The sequence below is a fragment of the Amycolatopsis sp. cmx-4-54 genome, assembly GCF_046548895.1.
Classification (GTDB): domain Bacteria; phylum Actinomycetota; class Actinomycetes; order Mycobacteriales; family Pseudonocardiaceae; genus Amycolatopsis.
In genome coordinates this window covers 328941-346763 of record NZ_JAEBEJ010000002.1, presented here as the reverse complement: position 1 = coordinate 346763, position 17823 = coordinate 328941, and the positions used below count along the sequence as shown (strand labels likewise).

General features: G+C 68.2%; 22 protein-coding genes. 12 read left to right on the top strand and 10 right to left on the bottom strand.

Annotated elements, in window-relative coordinates:
* The first annotated feature begins 12 nt into the window (after positions 1-12).
* From ACLJQ7_RS06880 to ACLJQ7_RS06870, 3 genes are all read left to right on the top strand, one after another.
* A complete protein-coding gene (locus tag ACLJQ7_RS06880) occupies positions 13-573 on the top strand; it encodes a peptidylprolyl isomerase (RefSeq protein ID WP_396554395.1) in 561 nt (186 codons plus the stop codon).
* A 43-nt stretch (positions 574-616) separates the two neighbouring features.
* Positions 617-1579, top strand: coding sequence for a rhomboid family intramembrane serine protease (locus ACLJQ7_RS06875; RefSeq protein WP_410647297.1), 963 nt, complete (start codon positions 617-619; stop codon positions 1577-1579).
* Between the two features lie 103 nt (positions 1580-1682).
* A complete protein-coding gene (locus ACLJQ7_RS06870; protein WP_410647296.1) occupies positions 1683-2171 on the top strand; it encodes a hypothetical protein in 489 nt (162 codons plus the stop codon).
* Here the strand turns inward: ACLJQ7_RS06870 and ACLJQ7_RS06865 are convergent.
* Positions 2156-2533: a PH domain-containing protein gene (locus ACLJQ7_RS06865; protein ID WP_410647295.1), complete on the bottom strand. Its 378-nt coding sequence runs from the start codon at positions 2531-2533 to the stop codon at positions 2156-2158. The genes ACLJQ7_RS06870 and ACLJQ7_RS06865 overlap by 16 nt on opposite strands.
* A gap of 118 nt (positions 2534-2651) precedes the next feature.
* Positions 2652-2918: a cell division protein CrgA gene (crgA, locus tag ACLJQ7_RS06860; RefSeq protein ID WP_410647856.1), complete on the bottom strand. Its 267-nt coding sequence runs from the start codon at positions 2916-2918 to the stop codon at positions 2652-2654.
* Positions 2919-3133: 215 nt separating this feature from the next.
* Here crgA and ACLJQ7_RS06855 point away from each other — a divergent pair, with 215 nt between their 5' ends.
* The 3 genes from ACLJQ7_RS06855 to ACLJQ7_RS06845 are packed head-to-tail and all read left to right on the top strand — an operon-like array spanning position 3134 to position 5384.
* Positions 3134-4249, top strand: a complete 1116-nt coding sequence (locus ACLJQ7_RS06855; protein ID WP_410647294.1) for a class E sortase — start codon at positions 3134-3136, stop codon at positions 4247-4249.
* Positions 4249-4404, top strand: coding sequence for a hypothetical protein (locus ACLJQ7_RS06850; RefSeq protein WP_410647293.1), 156 nt, complete (start codon positions 4249-4251; stop codon positions 4402-4404). The genes ACLJQ7_RS06855 and ACLJQ7_RS06850 overlap by 1 nt, the downstream gene beginning before the upstream one ends.
* Positions 4405-4406: 2 nt before the next feature.
* Positions 4407-5384, top strand: coding sequence for an LLM class flavin-dependent oxidoreductase (locus ACLJQ7_RS06845; RefSeq protein WP_410647292.1), 978 nt, complete (start codon positions 4407-4409; stop codon positions 5382-5384).
* Here ACLJQ7_RS06845 and ACLJQ7_RS06840 read toward each other — a convergent pair.
* From ACLJQ7_RS06840 to ACLJQ7_RS06830, 3 genes are all read right to left on the bottom strand, one after another.
* Positions 5381-5773: an SCO5389 family protein gene (locus ACLJQ7_RS06840; protein ID WP_063276715.1), complete on the bottom strand. Its 393-nt coding sequence runs from the start codon at positions 5771-5773 to the stop codon at positions 5381-5383. The two genes, ACLJQ7_RS06845 and ACLJQ7_RS06840, sit on opposite strands and share 4 nt — an antisense overlap.
* 110 nt (positions 5774-5883) lie before the next feature.
* Positions 5884-6618 carry an ABC transporter permease gene (locus tag ACLJQ7_RS06835; protein WP_410647291.1) on the bottom strand — a complete coding sequence of 245 codons (735 nt, stop codon included), beginning with the start codon at positions 6616-6618 and terminating at the stop codon, positions 5884-5886.
* A gap of 15 nt (positions 6619-6633) precedes the next feature.
* Positions 6634-7344 (bottom strand): ABC transporter ATP-binding protein, encoded by a 711-nt coding sequence (locus ACLJQ7_RS06830; RefSeq protein WP_410647290.1) that lies wholly within the window; start codon positions 7342-7344, stop codon positions 6634-6636.
* A 133-nt stretch (positions 7345-7477) separates the two neighbouring features.
* Here ACLJQ7_RS06830 and ACLJQ7_RS06825 point away from each other — a divergent pair, with 133 nt between their 5' ends.
* Both ACLJQ7_RS06825 and ACLJQ7_RS06820 read left to right on the top strand, forming a co-directional pair.
* Positions 7478-9253, top strand: a complete 1776-nt coding sequence (locus ACLJQ7_RS06825; protein ID WP_410647289.1) for a histidine kinase — start codon at positions 7478-7480, stop codon at positions 9251-9253.
* The gene (locus ACLJQ7_RS06820) at positions 9193-9849 is read left to right on the top strand and encodes a response regulator (RefSeq protein ID WP_410647288.1); all 657 of its coding nucleotides are present in this window, start codon (positions 9193-9195) and stop codon (positions 9847-9849) included. Before ACLJQ7_RS06825 ends, ACLJQ7_RS06820 begins: the two co-directional genes overlap by 61 nt.
* Positions 9850-9901: 52 nt before the next feature.
* Here the strand turns inward: ACLJQ7_RS06820 and ACLJQ7_RS06815 are convergent, their stop codons facing one another.
* The gene (locus tag ACLJQ7_RS06815; protein ID WP_410647855.1) at positions 9902-11221 is read right to left on the bottom strand and encodes an FAD-dependent oxidoreductase; all 1320 of its coding nucleotides are present in this window, start codon (positions 11219-11221) and stop codon (positions 9902-9904) included.
* Between the two features lie 111 nt (positions 11222-11332).
* Here ACLJQ7_RS06815 and ACLJQ7_RS06810 point away from each other — a divergent pair, with 111 nt between their 5' ends.
* The 4 genes from ACLJQ7_RS06810 to ACLJQ7_RS06795 are packed head-to-tail and all read left to right on the top strand — an operon-like array spanning position 11333 to position 13801.
* Positions 11333-11977 (top strand): aminodeoxychorismate/anthranilate synthase component II, encoded by a 645-nt coding sequence (locus ACLJQ7_RS06810; RefSeq protein ID WP_410647287.1) that lies wholly within the window; start codon positions 11333-11335, stop codon positions 11975-11977.
* Positions 11974-12771, top strand: a complete 798-nt coding sequence (locus ACLJQ7_RS06805; RefSeq protein WP_410647286.1) for an ATP-binding cassette domain-containing protein — start codon at positions 11974-11976, stop codon at positions 12769-12771. The genes ACLJQ7_RS06810 and ACLJQ7_RS06805 overlap by 4 nt, the downstream gene beginning before the upstream one ends.
* Positions 12759-13403, top strand: coding sequence for a hypothetical protein (locus ACLJQ7_RS06800; protein ID WP_410647285.1), 645 nt, complete (start codon positions 12759-12761; stop codon positions 13401-13403). Before ACLJQ7_RS06805 ends, ACLJQ7_RS06800 begins: the two co-directional genes overlap by 13 nt.
* Entirely contained in the window at positions 13403-13801 is a 399-nt protein-coding gene (locus ACLJQ7_RS06795; RefSeq protein WP_410647284.1) for a hypothetical protein, read from the top strand. Before ACLJQ7_RS06800 ends, ACLJQ7_RS06795 begins: the two co-directional genes overlap by 1 nt.
* On the opposite strand, the gene ACLJQ7_RS06790 is transcribed toward ACLJQ7_RS06795, so the two are convergent.
* From ACLJQ7_RS06790 to ACLJQ7_RS06775, 4 genes are all read right to left on the bottom strand, one after another.
* Positions 13775-14191 carry a type II toxin-antitoxin system VapC family toxin gene (locus ACLJQ7_RS06790; RefSeq protein WP_410647283.1) on the bottom strand — a complete coding sequence of 139 codons (417 nt, stop codon included), beginning with the start codon at positions 14189-14191 and terminating at the stop codon, positions 13775-13777. The two genes, ACLJQ7_RS06795 and ACLJQ7_RS06790, sit on opposite strands and share 27 nt — an antisense overlap.
* On the bottom strand, positions 14188-14460 hold the full coding sequence (locus tag ACLJQ7_RS06785) for a type II toxin-antitoxin system Phd/YefM family antitoxin (protein ID WP_410647282.1): 273 nt from the start codon (positions 14458-14460) through the stop codon (positions 14188-14190). The genes ACLJQ7_RS06790 and ACLJQ7_RS06785 overlap by 4 nt, the downstream gene beginning before the upstream one ends.
* 90 nt (positions 14461-14550) lie before the next feature.
* A complete protein-coding gene (gene pknB, locus ACLJQ7_RS06780) occupies positions 14551-16518 on the bottom strand; it encodes a Stk1 family PASTA domain-containing Ser/Thr kinase (RefSeq protein WP_410647854.1) in 1968 nt (655 codons plus the stop codon).
* Entirely contained in the window at positions 16515-17822 is a 1308-nt protein-coding gene (locus ACLJQ7_RS06775; protein WP_410647281.1) for a protein kinase domain-containing protein, read from the bottom strand. The genes pknB and ACLJQ7_RS06775 overlap by 4 nt, the downstream gene beginning before the upstream one ends.
* Position 17823: the final 1 nt, after the last annotated feature.

The following is a 17823-nucleotide window of genomic DNA, read 5'->3' as shown; positions in this document are numbered from 1 at the left end:
GCAGATGGCACGATGAAGCTCGTGACTGAAAGCAAGGGATCCCTCATTGGTGGCGCACTGAAGGCCACTCTGCACACCAACCAGGGTGACATCAACCTGAACCTGTTCCCCGACCACGCGCCGAAAACGGTCGCGAACTTCGTCGGGCTCGCCGAGGGCAGCAAGGAGTACACCCAGCCCAACGCGCAGGGCGCGAACTCGGGCCCGTTCTACGACGGGTCGATCTTCCACCGCGTCATCGACGGTTTCATGCTGCAGGGCGGCGACCCGACCGGCACCGGCCGCGGCGGCCCCGGCTACAAGTTCGGCGACGAGTTCCACCCGGAGCTCCAGTTCTCCAAGCCGTACCTGCTGGCCATGGCCAACGCCGGACCCGGCACCAACGGCTCGCAGTTCTTCATCACCGTCGCGCCGACGACGCACCTGAACTTCAAGCACACCATCTTCGGTGAGGTCGCGGACCAGGCTTCCCGCGACGTCGTCGACGCGATCGGCCGCACGGCGACCGGTCCGGCCGACCGTCCGCTCCAGGACATCGTCATCGAGAAGGTCAGCATCAGCCGCGAGGGCTGACCGTAGAGCCGGTTACGGGGGATTTCGGTAGGTTGGTGGCATCGTGAGCCAACCACCGAATCCCCAGTACCAGCAGGCCGCCATGCCCGGCTGCTGGTGGCACCCGAACCGGCCGACCGGGCTGAGCTGTTCACGCTGCGAGCGTCCGGCCTGCCCGGATTGCCTGCGCGAAGCGGCCGTGGGCTTCCAGTGCACGGACTGCGTCCAGGCGGGGCGCCAGCAGGATCGCGTCCAGCAGAAGCAGTACCGCGACGCGGGCTACGGCGCCACCACCATCGCCGGCGCCCGGCAACCTCGGACGGCCGTCGTGACGCCGGTCCTCCTGGCGATCAACGTCGCCGTCTTCTTCCTCACCGTCGCACTGGCCGGCAGCCTCGCGAGCAACAACATCTCGGAGTTCTTCCAGCTCGGCAACCTGGCCAACGCGCCGACGCTCGCGGGCAACGAATGGTGGCGGATCTTCACCTCGGGGTTCCTGCACTTCGGCCTGCTGCACGTCGCGAGCAACGCCTTCTCGCTGTGGTTCGTGGGCCGCCCGCTGGAGGTCGCGCTCGGCCGCGTCCCGTTCACGGCGCTCTACTTCGTGTCGATGCTCGGTGGCTCGGCCGCCTGCCTGGTGTTCTCGGACCTCGGAGCGCGCCCGGTGGTCGGCGCGTCCGGTGCCATCTTCGGACTCATGGGCGCCTACGCGGTCATCGTCATCAAGCTCAAGCTCAATCCCACCTGGCTGCTCGTCATGCTGGGGTTGAACGTCTTCATCACCTTCCAGGTGCCGGGTATCTCCGTCCTCGGGCACGCCGGCGGATTCGCCGCCGGTCTCCTGGTGACCTTCGCGCTGCTGTACGCGCCGGAGAAAGACCGGCTCAAGTGGCAGATCGGCGGGATCGTGATCGTCGTCGTGGCGATCATCGGGCTCATCGTTTGGAAGGACACCCAGACCGTGACGGCGGCGTACTGCGAGTTCGTGCGGTTCCAAGGTCAGGTGATCTACGCCTGCTACGGGTAGTGAGCACGCTTCCCCCGAGTGGGTTATGCGATTACCCGGTGGGGAAGCAACAAGTCCGGGTATCTTCGAGTTGATCATTGACATCATCAACTTGGGGGTTGAGATGAAGATCCGGAAAGCAGCAGCTCTCACCGCCGTCGCCCTGATGGCGTCGGCCTTGGCACCGTCGGTCGCGCAGGCCGGGCAAGCCGCCGAGACCTGCCAGACCTACACCAAACGCTATTTCCTCGGCTCCGGCAGCGCGATCACACTGCGTGTCGCCTACGTCGACGCGGCGTTGAAAATCTGCTTCGGCGATCCCGGCGTCACTTCGGCGGTGGCGACGCAGACCGTCGGCACCACCGGCCCGGGTGCGGCCACCGGCTGGGAGATCACCGCGGGCCCGGCCGTGGTGGAGGATCAGCGGCCCCGGCACGTCAAAGCGAAGTTCAGCGGATCGCTGCGGACCTGCGTCGTGAAGATCAACCCGATCTGCTCGCCGGCCTCGCCGTACGAGATCTTCGGGGAATACGCGCCGCCCGCGGTGGGACCGGCCGTTCCGGGCTGGTCACACGGCCCCAACGGCGACGTCCACTACTACGACAACGCCTGACCCTTGAGGGCGGTGAGGACGTCCAGGACGTCCCTGGGGTCCTCACCGAGGTCGATCCGGCCGAACACCAGCAGGTGGTCGCCGGATTCGACCTCGAGGGTCAGGCTGTCCCGGCCGAGCCGTCGCGTCGTGCGGACCCGCAGCCGGGCTTCGGACCAGGAGTAGTGGCGCGCGCCGCCGACGGTCCTGGCCAGGATTCCGTCGGGACCGGCGGCAAGCCGGGGACGGAGCAGGGTGCCGTGCAGCGCGAGCGCGCCCACCGAGAGCGTCGCGAACCCGGTCAACAGCGTGCCGCCGACGTCACCGCCGATGGCCAGCCACAGCACGCCTGCCAGCAACAACAGGGTGACCAGCCAGGCCACTACCACAACGTTCTGCTGCGGTGCCCAAGAGGTGGGGTAGTTATCCACAGGGGTTATCCACACTGGGGATGAGTCACACCGGTGTAATTAGGCGTCAAGCCGCCATCCGGGGTAATGCTCACCGCCACCGCATCGTCATGAGCAACCCGGCGATCATCAGCGCGAAACCGATGAGGAAGTTCAAGTTGCCCAGCTCCGCCATAAAGGGGATCTTGTCGCCCGCGATGTAGTTGACGACCAACCACATCAGGCCGACCAGCATGAGGCCGAACATCACGATCTTGTAGAACAGGTTCGACGGGCCCGCGGCCTTGACCTTCACCGGCGTGCGGCGGTCGGTCGGCGGGGTGTACGCCGTCTTCTTACGGACCTTGGACTTCGGCATCGTGTTCCTCGCGTACTGTTCGGCTTCCCTGGTGGCGATGACCCGCTTTCGGGTGCGCAACCAGCGCCACGTGCACACGTTAACGTAAACGAGCGCCGCTGGGCACCGTCCGGGACCGGTCGATTTCCCGCACTGTGACAATGGTGTCACACACGGTTCGACACACTGTGCCGGTTCGACACTGCGGCTTGGTTCGAGACTGAGGAGCTTGGGTGGTGGCTGAGCGGGAAGAGCCGGGCGGAGACCGACGGCGGTACTCCGAACGACCACCCGGAGGAGGCCGTCCGGCCCCCCGGCGTAGGCCTGAGGACGCGGTTCCGCCGCGTCGGGCCCCGGGCGAGGCGCCGACGCCTCGACGGAGGCCGCAGGACGGCAGGGCGTACGACGGGCCTCCGCCGCGCCGCCGGACGGACGCGCCGCCGCGCCGCCGTCCCGCGCCGCCGCCGGGGTCGACCGAGGAGACCGTCATCTTCGAACCGGTCGGCGGTGGTACCGCGACCGAGGAACGGCCGCCACCGCGCGAACTGGGCAAGGGCGGCGCCGCCATCCGGACCGTCGGCGAGCTGCTCATCACCGCGGGCCTCGTCGTGCTGCTGTTCATGGTCTACGAGGTCTACGTGACCGACCTCTTCTCCGCGGGCAAGCAGTCCGAGGCGAGTTCGGAACTGGACGGCGAGTGGGGCAAGGACCGGCAGCTGCATCCCGACCTGGTCGACGGGAAGGCGTTCGCCAGGATCCACATCCCGGTGTTCGGCGCCGACTTCAACTTCACCATCCAGGAAGGCACCACCGAGGCCGCCCTCGAAGTCGGCCCCGGCCACTACAAGGGCACGGCGCTGCCGGGCGAGCCGGGCAACTTCGCCATCGCCGGCCACCGGGTCGGCAAGGGCGCGCCGTTCAACGACCTGGACAACCTCGGCTCGTGCGACCAGATCATCATCGAGACGCAGACCGACTTCTACGTCTACAAGGTGTTGCCGTACAAGGACGAGGTCGAAGGCTGGGCCGCGGGCAAGGGCGCGCAGCCGAAGTGCAAGAACGTCGGGACACTGCGCGACCCGAACGCCGTCGACGGCGGTGCCTACGGCGAGACCAACGGCCGCCGCATCGTGTTCCCGACCAAGGGCGAGACCGTGAACCCGGTGCCGTACAAGGACCCGGAGATCCTGCCGAAGGCCGAGCAGGTCTCGCTGCTGACGCTGACGACCTGTCACCCGAAGTTCTCGGCCAAGGAACGGCTCATCATCCACGCGGTGCTGGCTCAGCAGGTGCCGAAGAACCAGGTCGGCTCCTACGCCGAACTCCTGCCCAAGATCTCGGAGGCGCGCTGATGTACGGCTGGATCTGGCGCAAGCTGCCAGGCCCCTTCGCGGTGAAGCTGGCGACGGCGGTCGTGCTGGCGCTCGGCATCGTGGCGCTGCTGATGCTGGTCGTCTTCCCGTGGCTTGAACCCCGGCTCTGGTTCAACGAAGTGAGCGTCCAGTAGGCGTGCGATTCGGAGTCTTTCTCGTTTCCGGCCGGTTTCCCGGGCAGGAGGACGCCGAGGTCCTGCGCCGGTCGGTCGACGCCGCCATCGCCGCGGAACGGGCCGGGTTCGACGACGTGTGGTTCGCCGAGCACCATTTCATGCCGTACGGCGTCTGCCCGTCCGCGATCACCCTCGCCGCGCACGTGCTGGGCCGCACCGAGCGGATCGCCGTCGGCACCGCGGTGAGCGTGCTGTCGGTCGCGCATCCGGTGGCGCTCGCCGAACAGTGGTCGCTGCTCGACGCGGTTTCCGGCGGACGGCTGCGGATCGGCGTCGGCCGGGGTGGGCCGTGGCAGGACCTGGAGGTCTTCGGCACCGGCGCGTCCCGCTACGAAAGCGGGTTCGAGGAGAGCCTCGACCTGCTACTGGCCGCGATGACGTCGAAGACCGTCTCCGCCGAAGGGGAGCACTTCGCCTTTCGCGAGGTGCCGATGGTGCCGCGGCCGGAGCGGGCTCCGCGCATGGTCGTGGCCTGCGGGGACGCCGGCTCCCGCGCGGTCCGGCTCGCCGCCGATCGCGGGCTGCCGATGCTGCTCGGGCTGCACACCGACGACGACGGCAAGATCGAAACCCTTGCCGCGTACGGGGATTCCGCCGCCGGACACGTCTCGACGGTGATGTGCCAGGTCGGGGACGATGCGCTGGACATCGTGCGGTCCGCGTTGCCTGGCTCCCTCAAGGAGGGATTCGCCGGGCACGTGTACCTCGACGGCAAGCGGGGGCTCGACAAGGACCCGGTCTCCTACACCGACCGGCTGTGCGAGATGCACCCGATCGGCGGCGTGGAGTACTGCGTCGACCGGCTGGGAACGAGCATCCGGCGTACCGGGGTCTCCCACGTGATCATGATGGTGGAAGCGTCCGGTACGCCGGAGGGAACGCTCGAGAACATCGCGCGGATCGGGGAAGAGGTCCTTCCCGCGCTGCGACGGGGTTAGCAGTCGCGGAGTTCCGGGCTCTGGTTCAGCAGCTGGCCGCGCACCGAGACGAACGCGCGGTACCGGTCACTGTCCACTTGGGACGGTTTGAACGCGGCGACGCGGTGGCAGTTCTGGAACGCCAGCTTCACGCCGAAGTGCCGTTCCAGCCCGCCGCGGATGGAGTCGGAGGCGAGCGCCCGCAGCAGCTGGCCGCGTTCGGCCTCGCTCGGCGGCGGCGTCTCGTTGTCGGCGAACCCGTCGGCCGCGCCCTCGGCCTCCGCGATGACACCGGTGATCACGGTCCAGGCGTAGGGCAGGGACTCCCGGACACAGGCGACGAATTCGGCGTCGGAGACCTCCCCGCGCTCGGCCTTCTCCAGCAGCGCGGGCGATACATCCAGAGACATCGAACCTCCGAGAGAGACACGGTGAACGTGGGCCATCTACCTGACTACTCACCCTCGGCCCGAGCCACAAGAGAAAACGATGATCATCACCACTTTGGCGGAAGCCGTCGTCACTCCCAGCGAAAGAGCTTGGCCGCCACGACACAACTGCCCACCGCGAAAGCCGCCAGAACGGCGAGTTGCAGCGGCTGGGCGCCGGCGCCGGTCCAGGCGTCTTCGAGGGCTTTGACACCCGGCGGGATGTACGCGCCGATGTCCCGGATGGCCTCCGGAAGCAGCGGACGCGGCAGCCAGACGCCACCGAGGAACATGACCGGGACGTAGGCGATCATCGCGATCCCGCCCGCGGCGCGGCTGGTCTTGGCGACCGCCGCGGCGATCAGGCCGAGGCCGAAGATCGCGGTCGTCCCGAGGACGAACGTCAGCAGGAAGCCGAGCGGGTGACGCGGGCTGGGGACGTCGAAGACGACGCCCGCCGTCACGAGGAGGATGCCGACCCCGCCGATCGTCACGGTGACGTTGATGATCAGCTGCGCCACCAGCAGCTGGGCCGGGTGTACCGGAGTGGTGGCGAAGCGGCGGAGGATGCCCTGCTCGCGGTAGGAGGCGATGATCCCGGGAATCGCCTGCAGGCCCATCATGGCCATGGTGAGCACGATCATCGACGGCACCCAGGCGTCGAGGAAGCGCATTCCCGTCGCGGTGCCGCTTTCCGCGCGGATGCCGGGGATCATCCCGAGCACGGCCGTGATGGCCGTCGGCAGGAGAAGCCCGCCGAGGACGAAGCCCGGCGTGCGGAGGGCGATTTTCGTTTCGGTGACGGTGATCTTGGCCAGCGTGTTCATTTTCGTCTCCTGCTCTCAGTCGCGGCCGGTCAGGGACACGAAGGCTTCGTCCAAAGTGGATTTTCCGGCGCGGTCACGAAGTTCGGCCGGAGTTCCGGTGGCGACCACGCGGCCGGCGTCGAAGATCGCCAGGCGGTCGCAGAGGCGTTCGGCCTCGTCCATGAAGTGCGTGACGAGGAGGACGGTGACGCCGGTGTCGCGCACGGTCTCGACGAGCTTCCAGGTGTCGCGGCGGGCGTGCGGGTCCAGTCCGGTGGTCAGCTCGTCGAGGACGGCGACCTCGGGGCGGCCGACCAGTGCGAGCGCGATCGAGACGCGCTGTTTCTGGCCGCCGGAAAGCTTGCCGAAGTACTTGTCCCGCTGCTCGGTGAGTCCCAGTTTCGCGAGCAGGTCGCCGGTGTCGGCGGGGTTCGCGTAGAAGGACGCGTAGAGGTCGAGCGCCTCGTGGACCTTGATCTTGTCCGGCAGGCGGCTCTCCTGGAGTTGCGAGCCGAGGCGCTGCCGCAGCGCGGTGTGGTCCTTGCCGGGGTCGAGGCCGAGGACCGACATGGTGCCGGAGTCCGGCGTCCGCAGGCCCTGGAGGCATTCGACGGTGGTGGTCTTGCCGGCGCCGTTGGTCCCGAGGATCCCGAAGATCTCGCCCTGTTCCACGTGGAACGAAACGTCGTCGACCGCGACGTGCTCCCCGTATGTCTTGCGGAGGTTGCTGACTTCGATGAGTGGCATGCGAAAAACGTTATGGCGCAAGGGAGTTGGCCAGAATGGCGCTGAACCCACACTTGGGGTGGGGCTGGACCCACCCTGATCGTGGGCCTGTGGTCACTGTGCCGGGCCGAGGCGGTGGGGAAGACTTCGCCGTATGATCCGCACCCACCTCACCTCAGTGCGCCGGGGCTTCGTGCTCGCGGCCTTGGCGCTGGTGAGCTGGCTGGACCTGCTGCTCGAACTGGTGGGTTTCTGCCTGCTCTGTGTCGGCCTGGTCTTCGCCTACACGCTGGCGCTCGAAGGGACGCGTCCGCGCGCCGCGCTCACCCGGCGGCTGTCCGGACGTTGGTGCGGTGTCGACGTCGAACCGCCCTACCGGCCGGCGCCGCCGGAGCCGGAACGCGAGCGCGACGGCTGGTACCGCGAAGGGAACAGCCTGTTCAAGCGGCCATGGTTGATCAAGTGGACCAAACGGTTCGAGTGGATCGCCGACGATCCGGCGACCGGCCGCGATCTCGGCTGGCAGCTGTGGAATCCACTCGCGGGCCTGCTGCTGGTACCCGCGGTTGTGCTGACCGGGCCGCGCGCGCTCCGGCTGTACGGGAAGTGGACGCGCTGGTGGCTCGGACCCCGTCCGGCCCGCGACGGAGACGGCTGGGCCAAGAAGAGGATGAAGGCGCTGGGCTTCCAAATGGGGCTGTTGGCGCTTTCGGTCGCGCAGCTCGGGATGGTGATCCCGACGCTGCTCAGCCTGATCTGGCCGTCGTCGCTGTTCCCGACGATGGTCGTCGCCGGTCGCTCGGTGACCGACACCCTGCGCCGCGAGGCCAAGAACTGGACCGGCGTGCGGATCGACCGCCCGTACCTGCCGGAGCCGCCGTTCCCCGTTCCCCGGGCGGACGGGATGTACCAGCACGGACGGCAGCTGTACGACACGCCGTGGTGGCCGGCGCGGCTCGCGCGCTTCCGCTGGGCGATGTTCGACCGCGCGACCTGGCGGGACATGGCGGCCGCGGTGGTCAACTCCGTGGTCCTGCTGCTGATGGTGGTGCCGACGGCGGCGCTGGTGTTCGGCGGTATCTGCGGCGCGGTGGCGCTGTGGGTCTTGCGGCCGTTCGGGCAAGCGCTCGCGCTGACTCCGGTCGCCGTGGCGGCCTTCGTCGCCGGACTGGCCGCGACGCCGTGGCTCGCCCGCCAAGGAGCGCGCTTCGCGAAGCTGCTGCTGGGGCCGACAGAGGCTTCGCGGCTGGCACAGCGTGTCGAACGGCTGAAGGAGACACGGACGGACGCGTCGGTCGCGCAGGCCGCCGAGCTGCGGCGCATCGAACGGGACCTGCACGACGGTGTCCAGTCGCGGCTGGTCGCGATGGGTATGAAGCTGGGTGCGGTCGAAGCGCTGATCGACAGCGACCCGGCCGCGGCGAAACGGCTGGCCGCCGAGCTCCGGCAGACGTCGTCCGAAACGCTGACCGAGTTGCGGCTGCTGGTGCGCGGGATTCACCCGCCGGTGTTGTCCGAGCGCGGGCTCGGTGACGCCGTGCGGGCGATGGCGCTCGACAGTCCGCTGCGGGCTTCGGTGAACGGCGTCCTGCCTCGGCTAGAGCAGCTCGCGGAGGCGTGCGCGTACTTCGCGGTCAGCGAGCTGCTGGGCAACGCGGCGAAGCACGGCGAGGCGCGGCGAGTGTCGATCGACCTGGGCTACGACGACGGCCTGTTGCGGATCGAGGTGACCGACGACGGCAAGGGCGGCGCGAACGCGGCCAGGGGTAGCGGGATTCGCGGGATCGAACGCAGGCTGGGCACGTTCGACGGTACTTTTGCGCTGACCAGCCCGCCCGGCGGGCCGACGAAGGCGATCATGGAGCTCCCGTGCCAGCTCGACCCCGATGTGTCGTCGCCGAGGACCAGTACCTCCTCCGAGACGGCTTGACGCATTTGCTGACCGCGCACGGTTTCGACGTCGTCGAGGCGGTGGGCACCGGGCCGGAACTGGACCGGGCGCTGCGCACACACCGGCCCGACGTTTCGGTCGTCGACGTCCGCATGCCGCCGACGCTCACCGACGAAGGGCTTCAGGTCTCGCTGGCGGTACGGCGTGACCTCCCCGGCTTGCCGATTCTCGTTCTGTCACAACACGTCGAGCAGCTCTACGCACGTGAGCTGCTCGCCGACGGCGCGGGCGCGATCGGCTACCTGCTGAAGGACCGCGTCTTCAACGCCGACCAGTTCATCGACGCGGTACGGCGGGTAGCGGGTGGCGGGACCGCGATGGACCCCGAGGTGATCGCGAAACTGGTAGCGGGCAACGCATCCGACCCGCTCGCGGCGCTGACCCCACGCGAACGCGAAGTGCTCGGCTTGATGGCGGAGGGCTGTTCCAACGCCGCCATCGCCGGACGGCTGCACTTCAGCGAAGGCGCGGTGGGGAAGCACACCGCGAACATCTTCGCGAAACTCGGCATCGTCGCCTCGGACGACACGAACCGCCGGGTCCTCGCGGTTCTGGCTTACTTGGGCACACCGTGAAGGCCCCCTTCCCTCGACTCAGCCGAGGGAAGGGGGCCTTCACGCGCAGTTTTCAGAAGCGGGAGATACGAGTCATCTCGTCACGCTCGACGACCTTGACGCGGTCCCGGCCGTGCGGGACGCCGAGGGACTTCTCGTGGGCGTCGAGCTTGCCCCAGCCCTCCCAAGTGGTGAAGGGAACGCCGCGTTCGGTCAGGAAACCGAGGATCGCGTCGGGGTCGTCCACGGCCGGGGCCGCCAGGGCGTCGGCGTCGGCCAGCAGGCTCGCGATGGTTTCGGCCGCGTCACCCTTGGTGTGGCCGATGAGGCCGACCGGACCGCGTTTGATCCAGCCGGTCACGTAGACGCCCGGCACCTGCTCCTCGTCGATGTCCAGCACCCGGCCCGCCTGGTTCGGCACGGTCCCGGTGGTGTGGTCGAACGGGATCTCCGGCAGATGCGACGACAGGTAGCCCACCGCCCGGTAGACGGCCTGGACGTCCCAGTCGTGGAACTCGCCGGTGCCGCGCACGTTGCCGTCACCGGTCAGTTCGGTGCGCTCGGTCCGGAGGCCGACGACCCGGCCGTCCTCGCCGACGACCTCGCAGGGCGAGTGCAGGAAGTGCAGGTGCAGCCGCTTCGGCCGGTCGCCCTGGTCGCGGATCGCCCACTCCTGCAGCGTCTTCACGACCATGTCGATCTGCTTCGACGCCCGCAGCGCGGCGATGCTGCCCTCGTCGAACTCGATGTCCTCGGGGTAGACGATGACCTCGACGTTCGGCGAGTGGTCCAGCTCCCGCAGCTCCAGCGGCGTGAACTTCGCCTGAGCCGGGCCGCGGCGGCCGAACACGTGCACGTCGGTGACCGGGCTGGCCTTCAGGCCCTGGTAGACGTTGTCCGGGATGTCGGTGCTGAGCAGCTCGTCCGCGGTCTTCGCGAGGATCCGCGCCACGTCGAGTGCCACGTTCCCGACCCCGAGGACCGCGACCGAGGTCGCGTTCAGCGGCCAGGTGCGCGGCACGTCCGGGTGTCCGTCGTACCAGGAGACGAAGTCGGCGGCGCCGTAGCTGCCGTCGAGGTCGATCCCGGGGATGTCGAGCGCGCGGTCGGCCATGGCGCCGGTCGAGAAGATCACGGCGTCGTAGAACTGGCGCAGGTCGTCGAGCTTCAGGTCGGTCCCGTAGTCGACGTTGCCCAGCAGCCGGATGTTCGGCTTGTCGAGGACCTTGTGCAGGGCGGTGACGATGCCCTTGATCCGGGGGTGGTCGGGCGCGACGCCGTACCGGATCAGCCCGAACGGCGCCGGCATGCGCTCGAACAGGTCGATCGTCACGTCAGCGTCGGACTTGTCGAGGATGTCGGCGGCGTAGATGCCGGCCGGACCGGCACCCACGATGGCTACACGAAGAGAACGGCTCACTCCTACCACGGTAAGTTAGGCAGCCCTAACAATCATTGTGATCTGGCGTACGGTCCACCTGGTGGGAGCCGCTAAGCTGGCTTCATGCGCGTGCTCGTCGTCGACAACTACGACAGTTTTGTCTACAACCTGGTCCAGTACCTGGCCCAGCTCGGCGCCGACTGCACCGTCTGGCGTAACGACGTGGTGGATGTCGGCAAGCTCGGCGAGTTCGACGCGGTGCTCGTCTCTCCCGGCCCCGGAACCCCGGAACGCGCTGGTCAGAGCATGGACGTCATCCGCGAATGCGCCGAGAAGCGCATCCCGATGCTCGGCGTCTGCCTCGGCCACCAGGCCCTCGGCGTCGTCTTCGGGGCGACCGTCGACCGCGCCCCCGAACTGCTGCACGGCAAGACCAGTCAGGTCCACCATTCGGGCGACGGAGTGCTCGCCGGGCTGCCCGCGGAATTCACCGCCACGCGGTACCACTCGCTGACCGTTCTGCCCGAAACCATCGACGACGCCGTGTTCGAGATCACAGGCCGCACCGACTCCGGTGTCGTGATGGGCATGCGGCACCGCGAGCTGCCGCTCGAAGGTGTCCAGTTCCATCCCGAATCCGTGCTCACCCAGGGCGGGCACCGGATGTTGGCGAACTGGATGGCTTCCGCCGGGCACCCCGTCCCCGACGCCAGGGTCAACGAACTCGAACAGGAGACCCGCGCGCTGCAGAAGGCCGCTGCTGCGTGACCTCGCTGATCCGGCTCGAAGGAGTCGGTAAGCGCTACGGCCGCGGTGAACCCGTGCTCGCCGACGTCGACCTCGACGTCCCGGCCGGTCGTGTGATCGGCGTCCTCGGCTCGAACGGTTCGGGGAAGTCGACGCTGCTCAAGATCCTCGCGGCACTCTCCCGGGTAACGTCGGGAAGCGTCATCGGCAGCCCGCGTGTCGGCTACCTGCCGGACCGGTTCCCGGCAGGCCAGCGGATGAGCGCGCGGGCGTACCTGCGGCATATGGCCCGCATCGGCGGCCATGTCGACCTGTCGGCAATCGATCCGCTGCTGGACCGGCTGGCGCTGGTCGGCGGTCCGGACGCGCCCTTGCGGACCCTGTCGAAGGGCAACGCCCAGAAGGTCGGCCTCGCGCAGGCCGTGCTCGCCGAGCCGGAACTGCTGATCCTCGACGAGCCTTGGTCCGGGCTCGACGTCGAAGCCCACACGGTGCTCGGCGAACTCGTCGCCGAGACCAGGGACCGGGGCGCGAGTGTGGTCTTCACCGATCACCGCGCGGCCGCCGTGCACGCCCACGCCGACGACGTCTACCGGATGGACGGCGGCCTGCTGACCCGTGTCGAACCAGGCGCGACAAGGATCGTCCTTCACGGGCCCGCCAGCGACTGGTCCTCGGAACCCGGCGTCAGCCAAGTCGTGGTCGAAGGCGGGAGAGTCGTCCTGACGGTCGAAGCCGGGCACACGGACGCGGTCCTGCTACGTGCGCTCAACCGCGGCTTCTCGGTCCGGGAGGTGGCGCCGTGCTCGCCATGACCCGCTACTACCTCGCGCTGCTCGGCCATTCCCAGCGCTACCTTCCCGCGACCCTCGCCTATCTCGCGGTGAACACCGTGCTCTACACGGACCCGAAGTCGCCGCTGCTGCCGCAGTACGGGATCAGCGCGGGTTCACTGCTGGTGGTCTCGTGCTGGCTGACGATCGCGATGCTCGACGTCGAAGACCCGGTCCAGCGGCTGGTGACCTTCAGCCACGCACGGCGCTGGCGATCGGTCCTCGGCGGCGCCACGCTGGCCGTCTTCGCCTGCGCCGCGGTGCTGATCATCGTGACGCTGGCCTGGTCGGGCCTCCGCTCCGGCGGTTTCCCGATCGGCACCCTCGCCCTCGGGGCCGCGGCGCACGCGCTGTGCGCGCTGTTCGGGATCGCGATCGGGCTGCCCTGTTCGCGGCTGCTGGTCCCGCGCGTCGGCTGGTCGGTATTGGCGGCGATCTTCGCGCTCGCGGCCGTGCTCCTGGTCAAGTGGCTTCCGCTGGCCAACCCGCTGCTGCGCGCCTTGACCTCGCAACAACCACTGGCCGTCCCGTTCACGGTGGCCGCGGTGGCGGCGGTCGCCGCCCTGCTGCTGAGCGCGACGGCCGTCGGAAATCTGCTGCGACGCAACGCCTGATGCCGCGTCTCAGCGTGCTCAACGGACCACCCGCCTGCGGGAAGTCGACGCTCGCCCGGCGGTACGCCGAAGAGCACCCGTTGACCTTGAACCTCGACGTCGACGACGTGATCATCCCGCAGTTCCTCGGCCGTGCAGGTTTCCTCGAACGACTGGAAACGCTCGCAGGGGAGGCCGCGGAGTTCCACGAGATCGTCGTCCTCGACACCAGACACGTCAAGGCGCACGAGATGCTGGGCGGCCCCGAACGGCTCGCGGCCATGTACGACAGGCTCGGCACTCATTGCGACGCGACCGAAGGTGGTCGTGGTGCATACCAGCGCGGGGCTTATTCAGCAGGCCTACCAAGGACTTCTCGAAAGCTTGGCGCCCTAATCGGTAGTCGACAAAGCCGGTAGAGCGATCACTTTGACAAGCGGTGTGAGATCGGTGAAATCCGGGCCATTGCGGGTGACCAAAGGAATCCGATGGATCGCCGCGACCGCCGCTATGAGGAGATCCATTCGCCGTCCTCGTGGCTGCCTGCCGCCGTCGAGGACCATGGCGTACAGCTGGCCGTACATGCGGGCCGCCTCCGGGGTGAACGGGAGACAGACGATCCGAGCCTCGACACGTTGGAGGCGCACCAGCCGGGAGGCTCTGTCGCGGGGGCGGGCAGCGCCGTGCACCCCGGCTGCCAGTTCGGCGAGGGTGATCGAGCTGATGGCCGCGGGTGCGTCGAGCGCGAGTTCCTCGGGACGAGGAAGGGCGATGACCGCCGAAGTATCGAGCAGAACCCTTTCGGTCACTGCTCCGGCTCTCCAGGGCCACGGTGAGGATCAGGGTCCGCCGCGCGATCGACATCTGCGAAGAAACGCTCAGGATCTTCCGGCGGAAGATCGCCGAGGAGCTCGATCAGCTCGCCGAACGGAACGAACGTCGGCTTCTGGCTGTGCGGCACGATGTCCGCGACAGGCGTCCCGTTACGCGTGAGAACAAAACTGTCGCCTTCTTCGACGGCACGCATGATGTTCGGTGTGTCGTTGCGCAGCTCGCGTTGAGTGATCTGCCGGACCATGCCCCTAGTGTAGCGCTTCGTAGCGACCTGTTTGTCCCGGTACAAGAATGGGCCCGCACGAAAACCCGTGCGGGCCCATTCCCAGTCTGACTATCCGCCCGGGAAACCCGGCAGGTTTCGCGAACTCGACGACGTCGGCGTCTCATCGCCTTCGACGATGAACAGCGTGATCGGCGCGTTCTTCGCGATCTTCGCACCGGCCTGCGGGTTGGTCTTGCTGACCTTGCCCGCCTGGTCCCGGTCGCCGTTCTTGTCGGCCTGCGTGTCCAGGTTGCCGGACCAGCCCAGCTGCTGCAGCTGCCGCGTCGCCTGCTCCTCGGTCATGCCCTTCAGATTCGGCATGTCGAAGGTCTCCTGGCTGCCGTTCGACACGGACAGCTTGACCACACTGCCGACGGCGACCTTGCCGCCGTTCGGGGTCTGGTCGATCACCGTGCCCTTGGGCTGGTCGGAGTCCACGTTGTTGACCTGCGGGGTGAAACCGGCCGCCTTCAACCCGGCTTCGGCCTCGGCCTGCGTCTTGCCCTTGTAGTTCGGGACCGTCTTCAGGTCCTTGGACTTGCCGACCGTGATGTCGACCTTCGAACCCTGGTCGACCTCGGCCTGCGAAGCCGGGTTCTGCGAGATGACCTTGCCTGCCTCGTTCGTGTTTTCGGTCTCTTCCTCGGAGGTCGCGCCGAGTTTCAGACCGGCTTCGGTCAGCGCCGTCGTGGCTTCGGCCACGGTCTTGCCCTTCAGATCCGGGGTTTTGACCTTCTCCGGCTTCGCGCCGACGGTCAGTGTGACCTTGTTCGAGGTCAGCGTGACCTGACCTTCGTTCGGGTTGATCGCGATGACCTTGCCGATGTCGTTCTCGCCGCAGGCGGGCAGGCCGTTGACGGCTTCCCCGGTGCAGGGGACCTTCTTGGTTTCCAACGAGTTGAAACCGGCGCTGCGCAGGGTGTCCGTCGCGAACGCCTCACTCTGGTTGAGGACGTTCGGAATCGTCTTGCTCTCCGCGCCGGAGTCCTTGAAGGCACCCGACAACCACACGATCAGCAGCACCACGGCGGCCAGCGAGGCCACGAGACCGGCGATGAGCCAGGCACGCCGCTTCTTCTTCGCGGCCGGGTCCTCGTCTTCGTCCTCGTACTGGTCGTAGCGCTGCGGCACCCGGCGGTCGGAGTCCATGACCTGGGTGCGCTCGTCCTCCGACATCACCATCGGCGCGGCCGGACGCTGGCCGGACAGCGTGCGGACCAGGTCCGAACGCATCTCCGCCGACGACTGATAGCGGTTCGCCGGGCCCTTCGCGAGCGCCTTGAGCACGACGGCGTCGAGCTCGGGCGCCACGGCGGGGTTCACCGACGAAGGCGGGTTCGGGTCTTCCCGGACGTGCTGGTACGCCACCGCCACGGGCGAGTCGCCGGTGAAGGGCGGCTCGCCGGTGACGAGTTCGTACAGCACACAACCGGCGGCGTAGACGTCGGAACGCGCGTCGACGGACTCACCGCGCGCCTGCTCCGGCGAGAGGTACTGCGCCGTGCCGATCACCGCGGCGGTCTGCGTCATCGCGGACTGCCCGTCGTGCATGGCGCGCGCGATACCGAAGTCCATCACCTTGACGGCGCCGTTCTTCGTGATCATCACGTTCGCCGGTTTGACGTCGCGGTGCACGATGCCGTGCCGGTGCGAGAAGTCCAGTGCCGCGCAGACGTCGGCCATGACCTCCATCGCCCGCTTCTGCGACATCGGCCCTTCGGTCTTCACGATGTCCCGCAGAGTCCGTCCTTCGACGTACTCCATGACGATGTAGGGCAGCGGGCCGAACTCGGTGTTCGTCTCGCCGGTGTCGTACACGGCGACGATCGCCGGGTGGTTCAGTGCCGCCGCGTTCTGTGCCTCGCGACGGAAACGTTCTTGGAACTGGGGATCCCGCGCCAGGTCGGCACGCAGGATCTTGATCGCCACCTCCCGGCCCAGGCGCACGTCGTGGCCGTGGTGGACCTCCGACATGCCTCCGTAGCCGAGCGTTTCGCCCAGCTCGTAGCGGTTGCTGAGCAGTCTTGGTGTGCTCATCTCTGCGTGCCGTTCCATTCCGTCCAAGGTTTGCTGCTCATCATTCCCGGATTCGCCTGTCCGGCCGGCTCCTCGGTGCCGCCCTCCGTCGGCACCGCTGGGTATGCGGATGTCGGCGAAGGACCTTCAGACTCTTTACCCGGAGCCGGCACGTGTTCACTAGTTTCCACGCCGCCCGACTGCGGTCCGTTGCCCGAACCGACCAGTCTCACGATGAGGAAGGCTCCTGCCACCAGTACTGCGATCAGGATCACCGCGAGCAGCACCCACCAGCCCCATTGTGGCCGTCTGCCCGGCAGACGGCGGACCGCCATCGGTGGCGGGCCGCTGACCGGGTGCATCGCCGGATGCGACGCCGACCCGATGGCCACCATCGGGTTCGGCGGCGAATGCGGTCCGGGCGGGACCTGCTGCGGCAGCACCGGCTGACCCGCCGAATAGGCCACGTTGACCAGCCCCGACGGTGTCGGCAGCGGAAGCCCGGCGCGGACCGCGGCGACCGCGGCGGCGAACTCGCCACCGCTGTTGTACCGCTGTCGCGGATCCTTGATCAGGGTCGCTTCGATGACCGCGCGGGCGCCCGGTGGCACGTCCGGCGGCAGCGGCGGCGGGAGGTCGCGGATGTGCATCATCGCGACGGTCACCGCGTTCTCCGAAAGGAACGGCCGGTGCCCGGTGAGGCATTCGTAGCCGCACACGGCCAGCGAATAGACGTCGCTCGCCGGTTCGGCGTTGTGCCCGAGCGCCTGTTCGGGAGCGATGTAGTGGGCGGTGCCCATCACCATGCCGGACCTGGTCACGGGGGCGGCGTCGGCGGCCTTCGCGACACCGAAATCCGTGATCTTCACCTGTCCGGCCGGGGTCACCATGATGTTGCCCGGTTTGACGTCCCGGTGCACGAGACCCGTTTCGTGCGCGGCCTGCAGCGCGTTGCCGGCCTGTTCGAGGATGTCCAGGGTGCGCTCGGCGTTCAGCCGACCTTCGCGGGTGATGATCGCGGCCAGCGGATCGCCTTCGACCAGCTCCATCACCAGATACGCGATCGACAGCTCGTCCGCGACCGTCTCGCCGTAGTCGTGCACCGCGGCGATGCCGGGGTGGTTCAGCGACGCCGTCATCCGCGCCTCGGTCCGGAACCGGTGCAGGAACTCCGCGTCGCCGGACAGCTCGGCCTTGAGGATCTTGACCGCGACCGTCCGGTCCAGCCGCGTGTCACTGGCCTGCCAGACCTCGCCCATCCCGCCGACGGCGATCCGGTTCGTCAGCTTGTACCGGTCGGCCAGCAGCTGACCCGAGGACAGCATT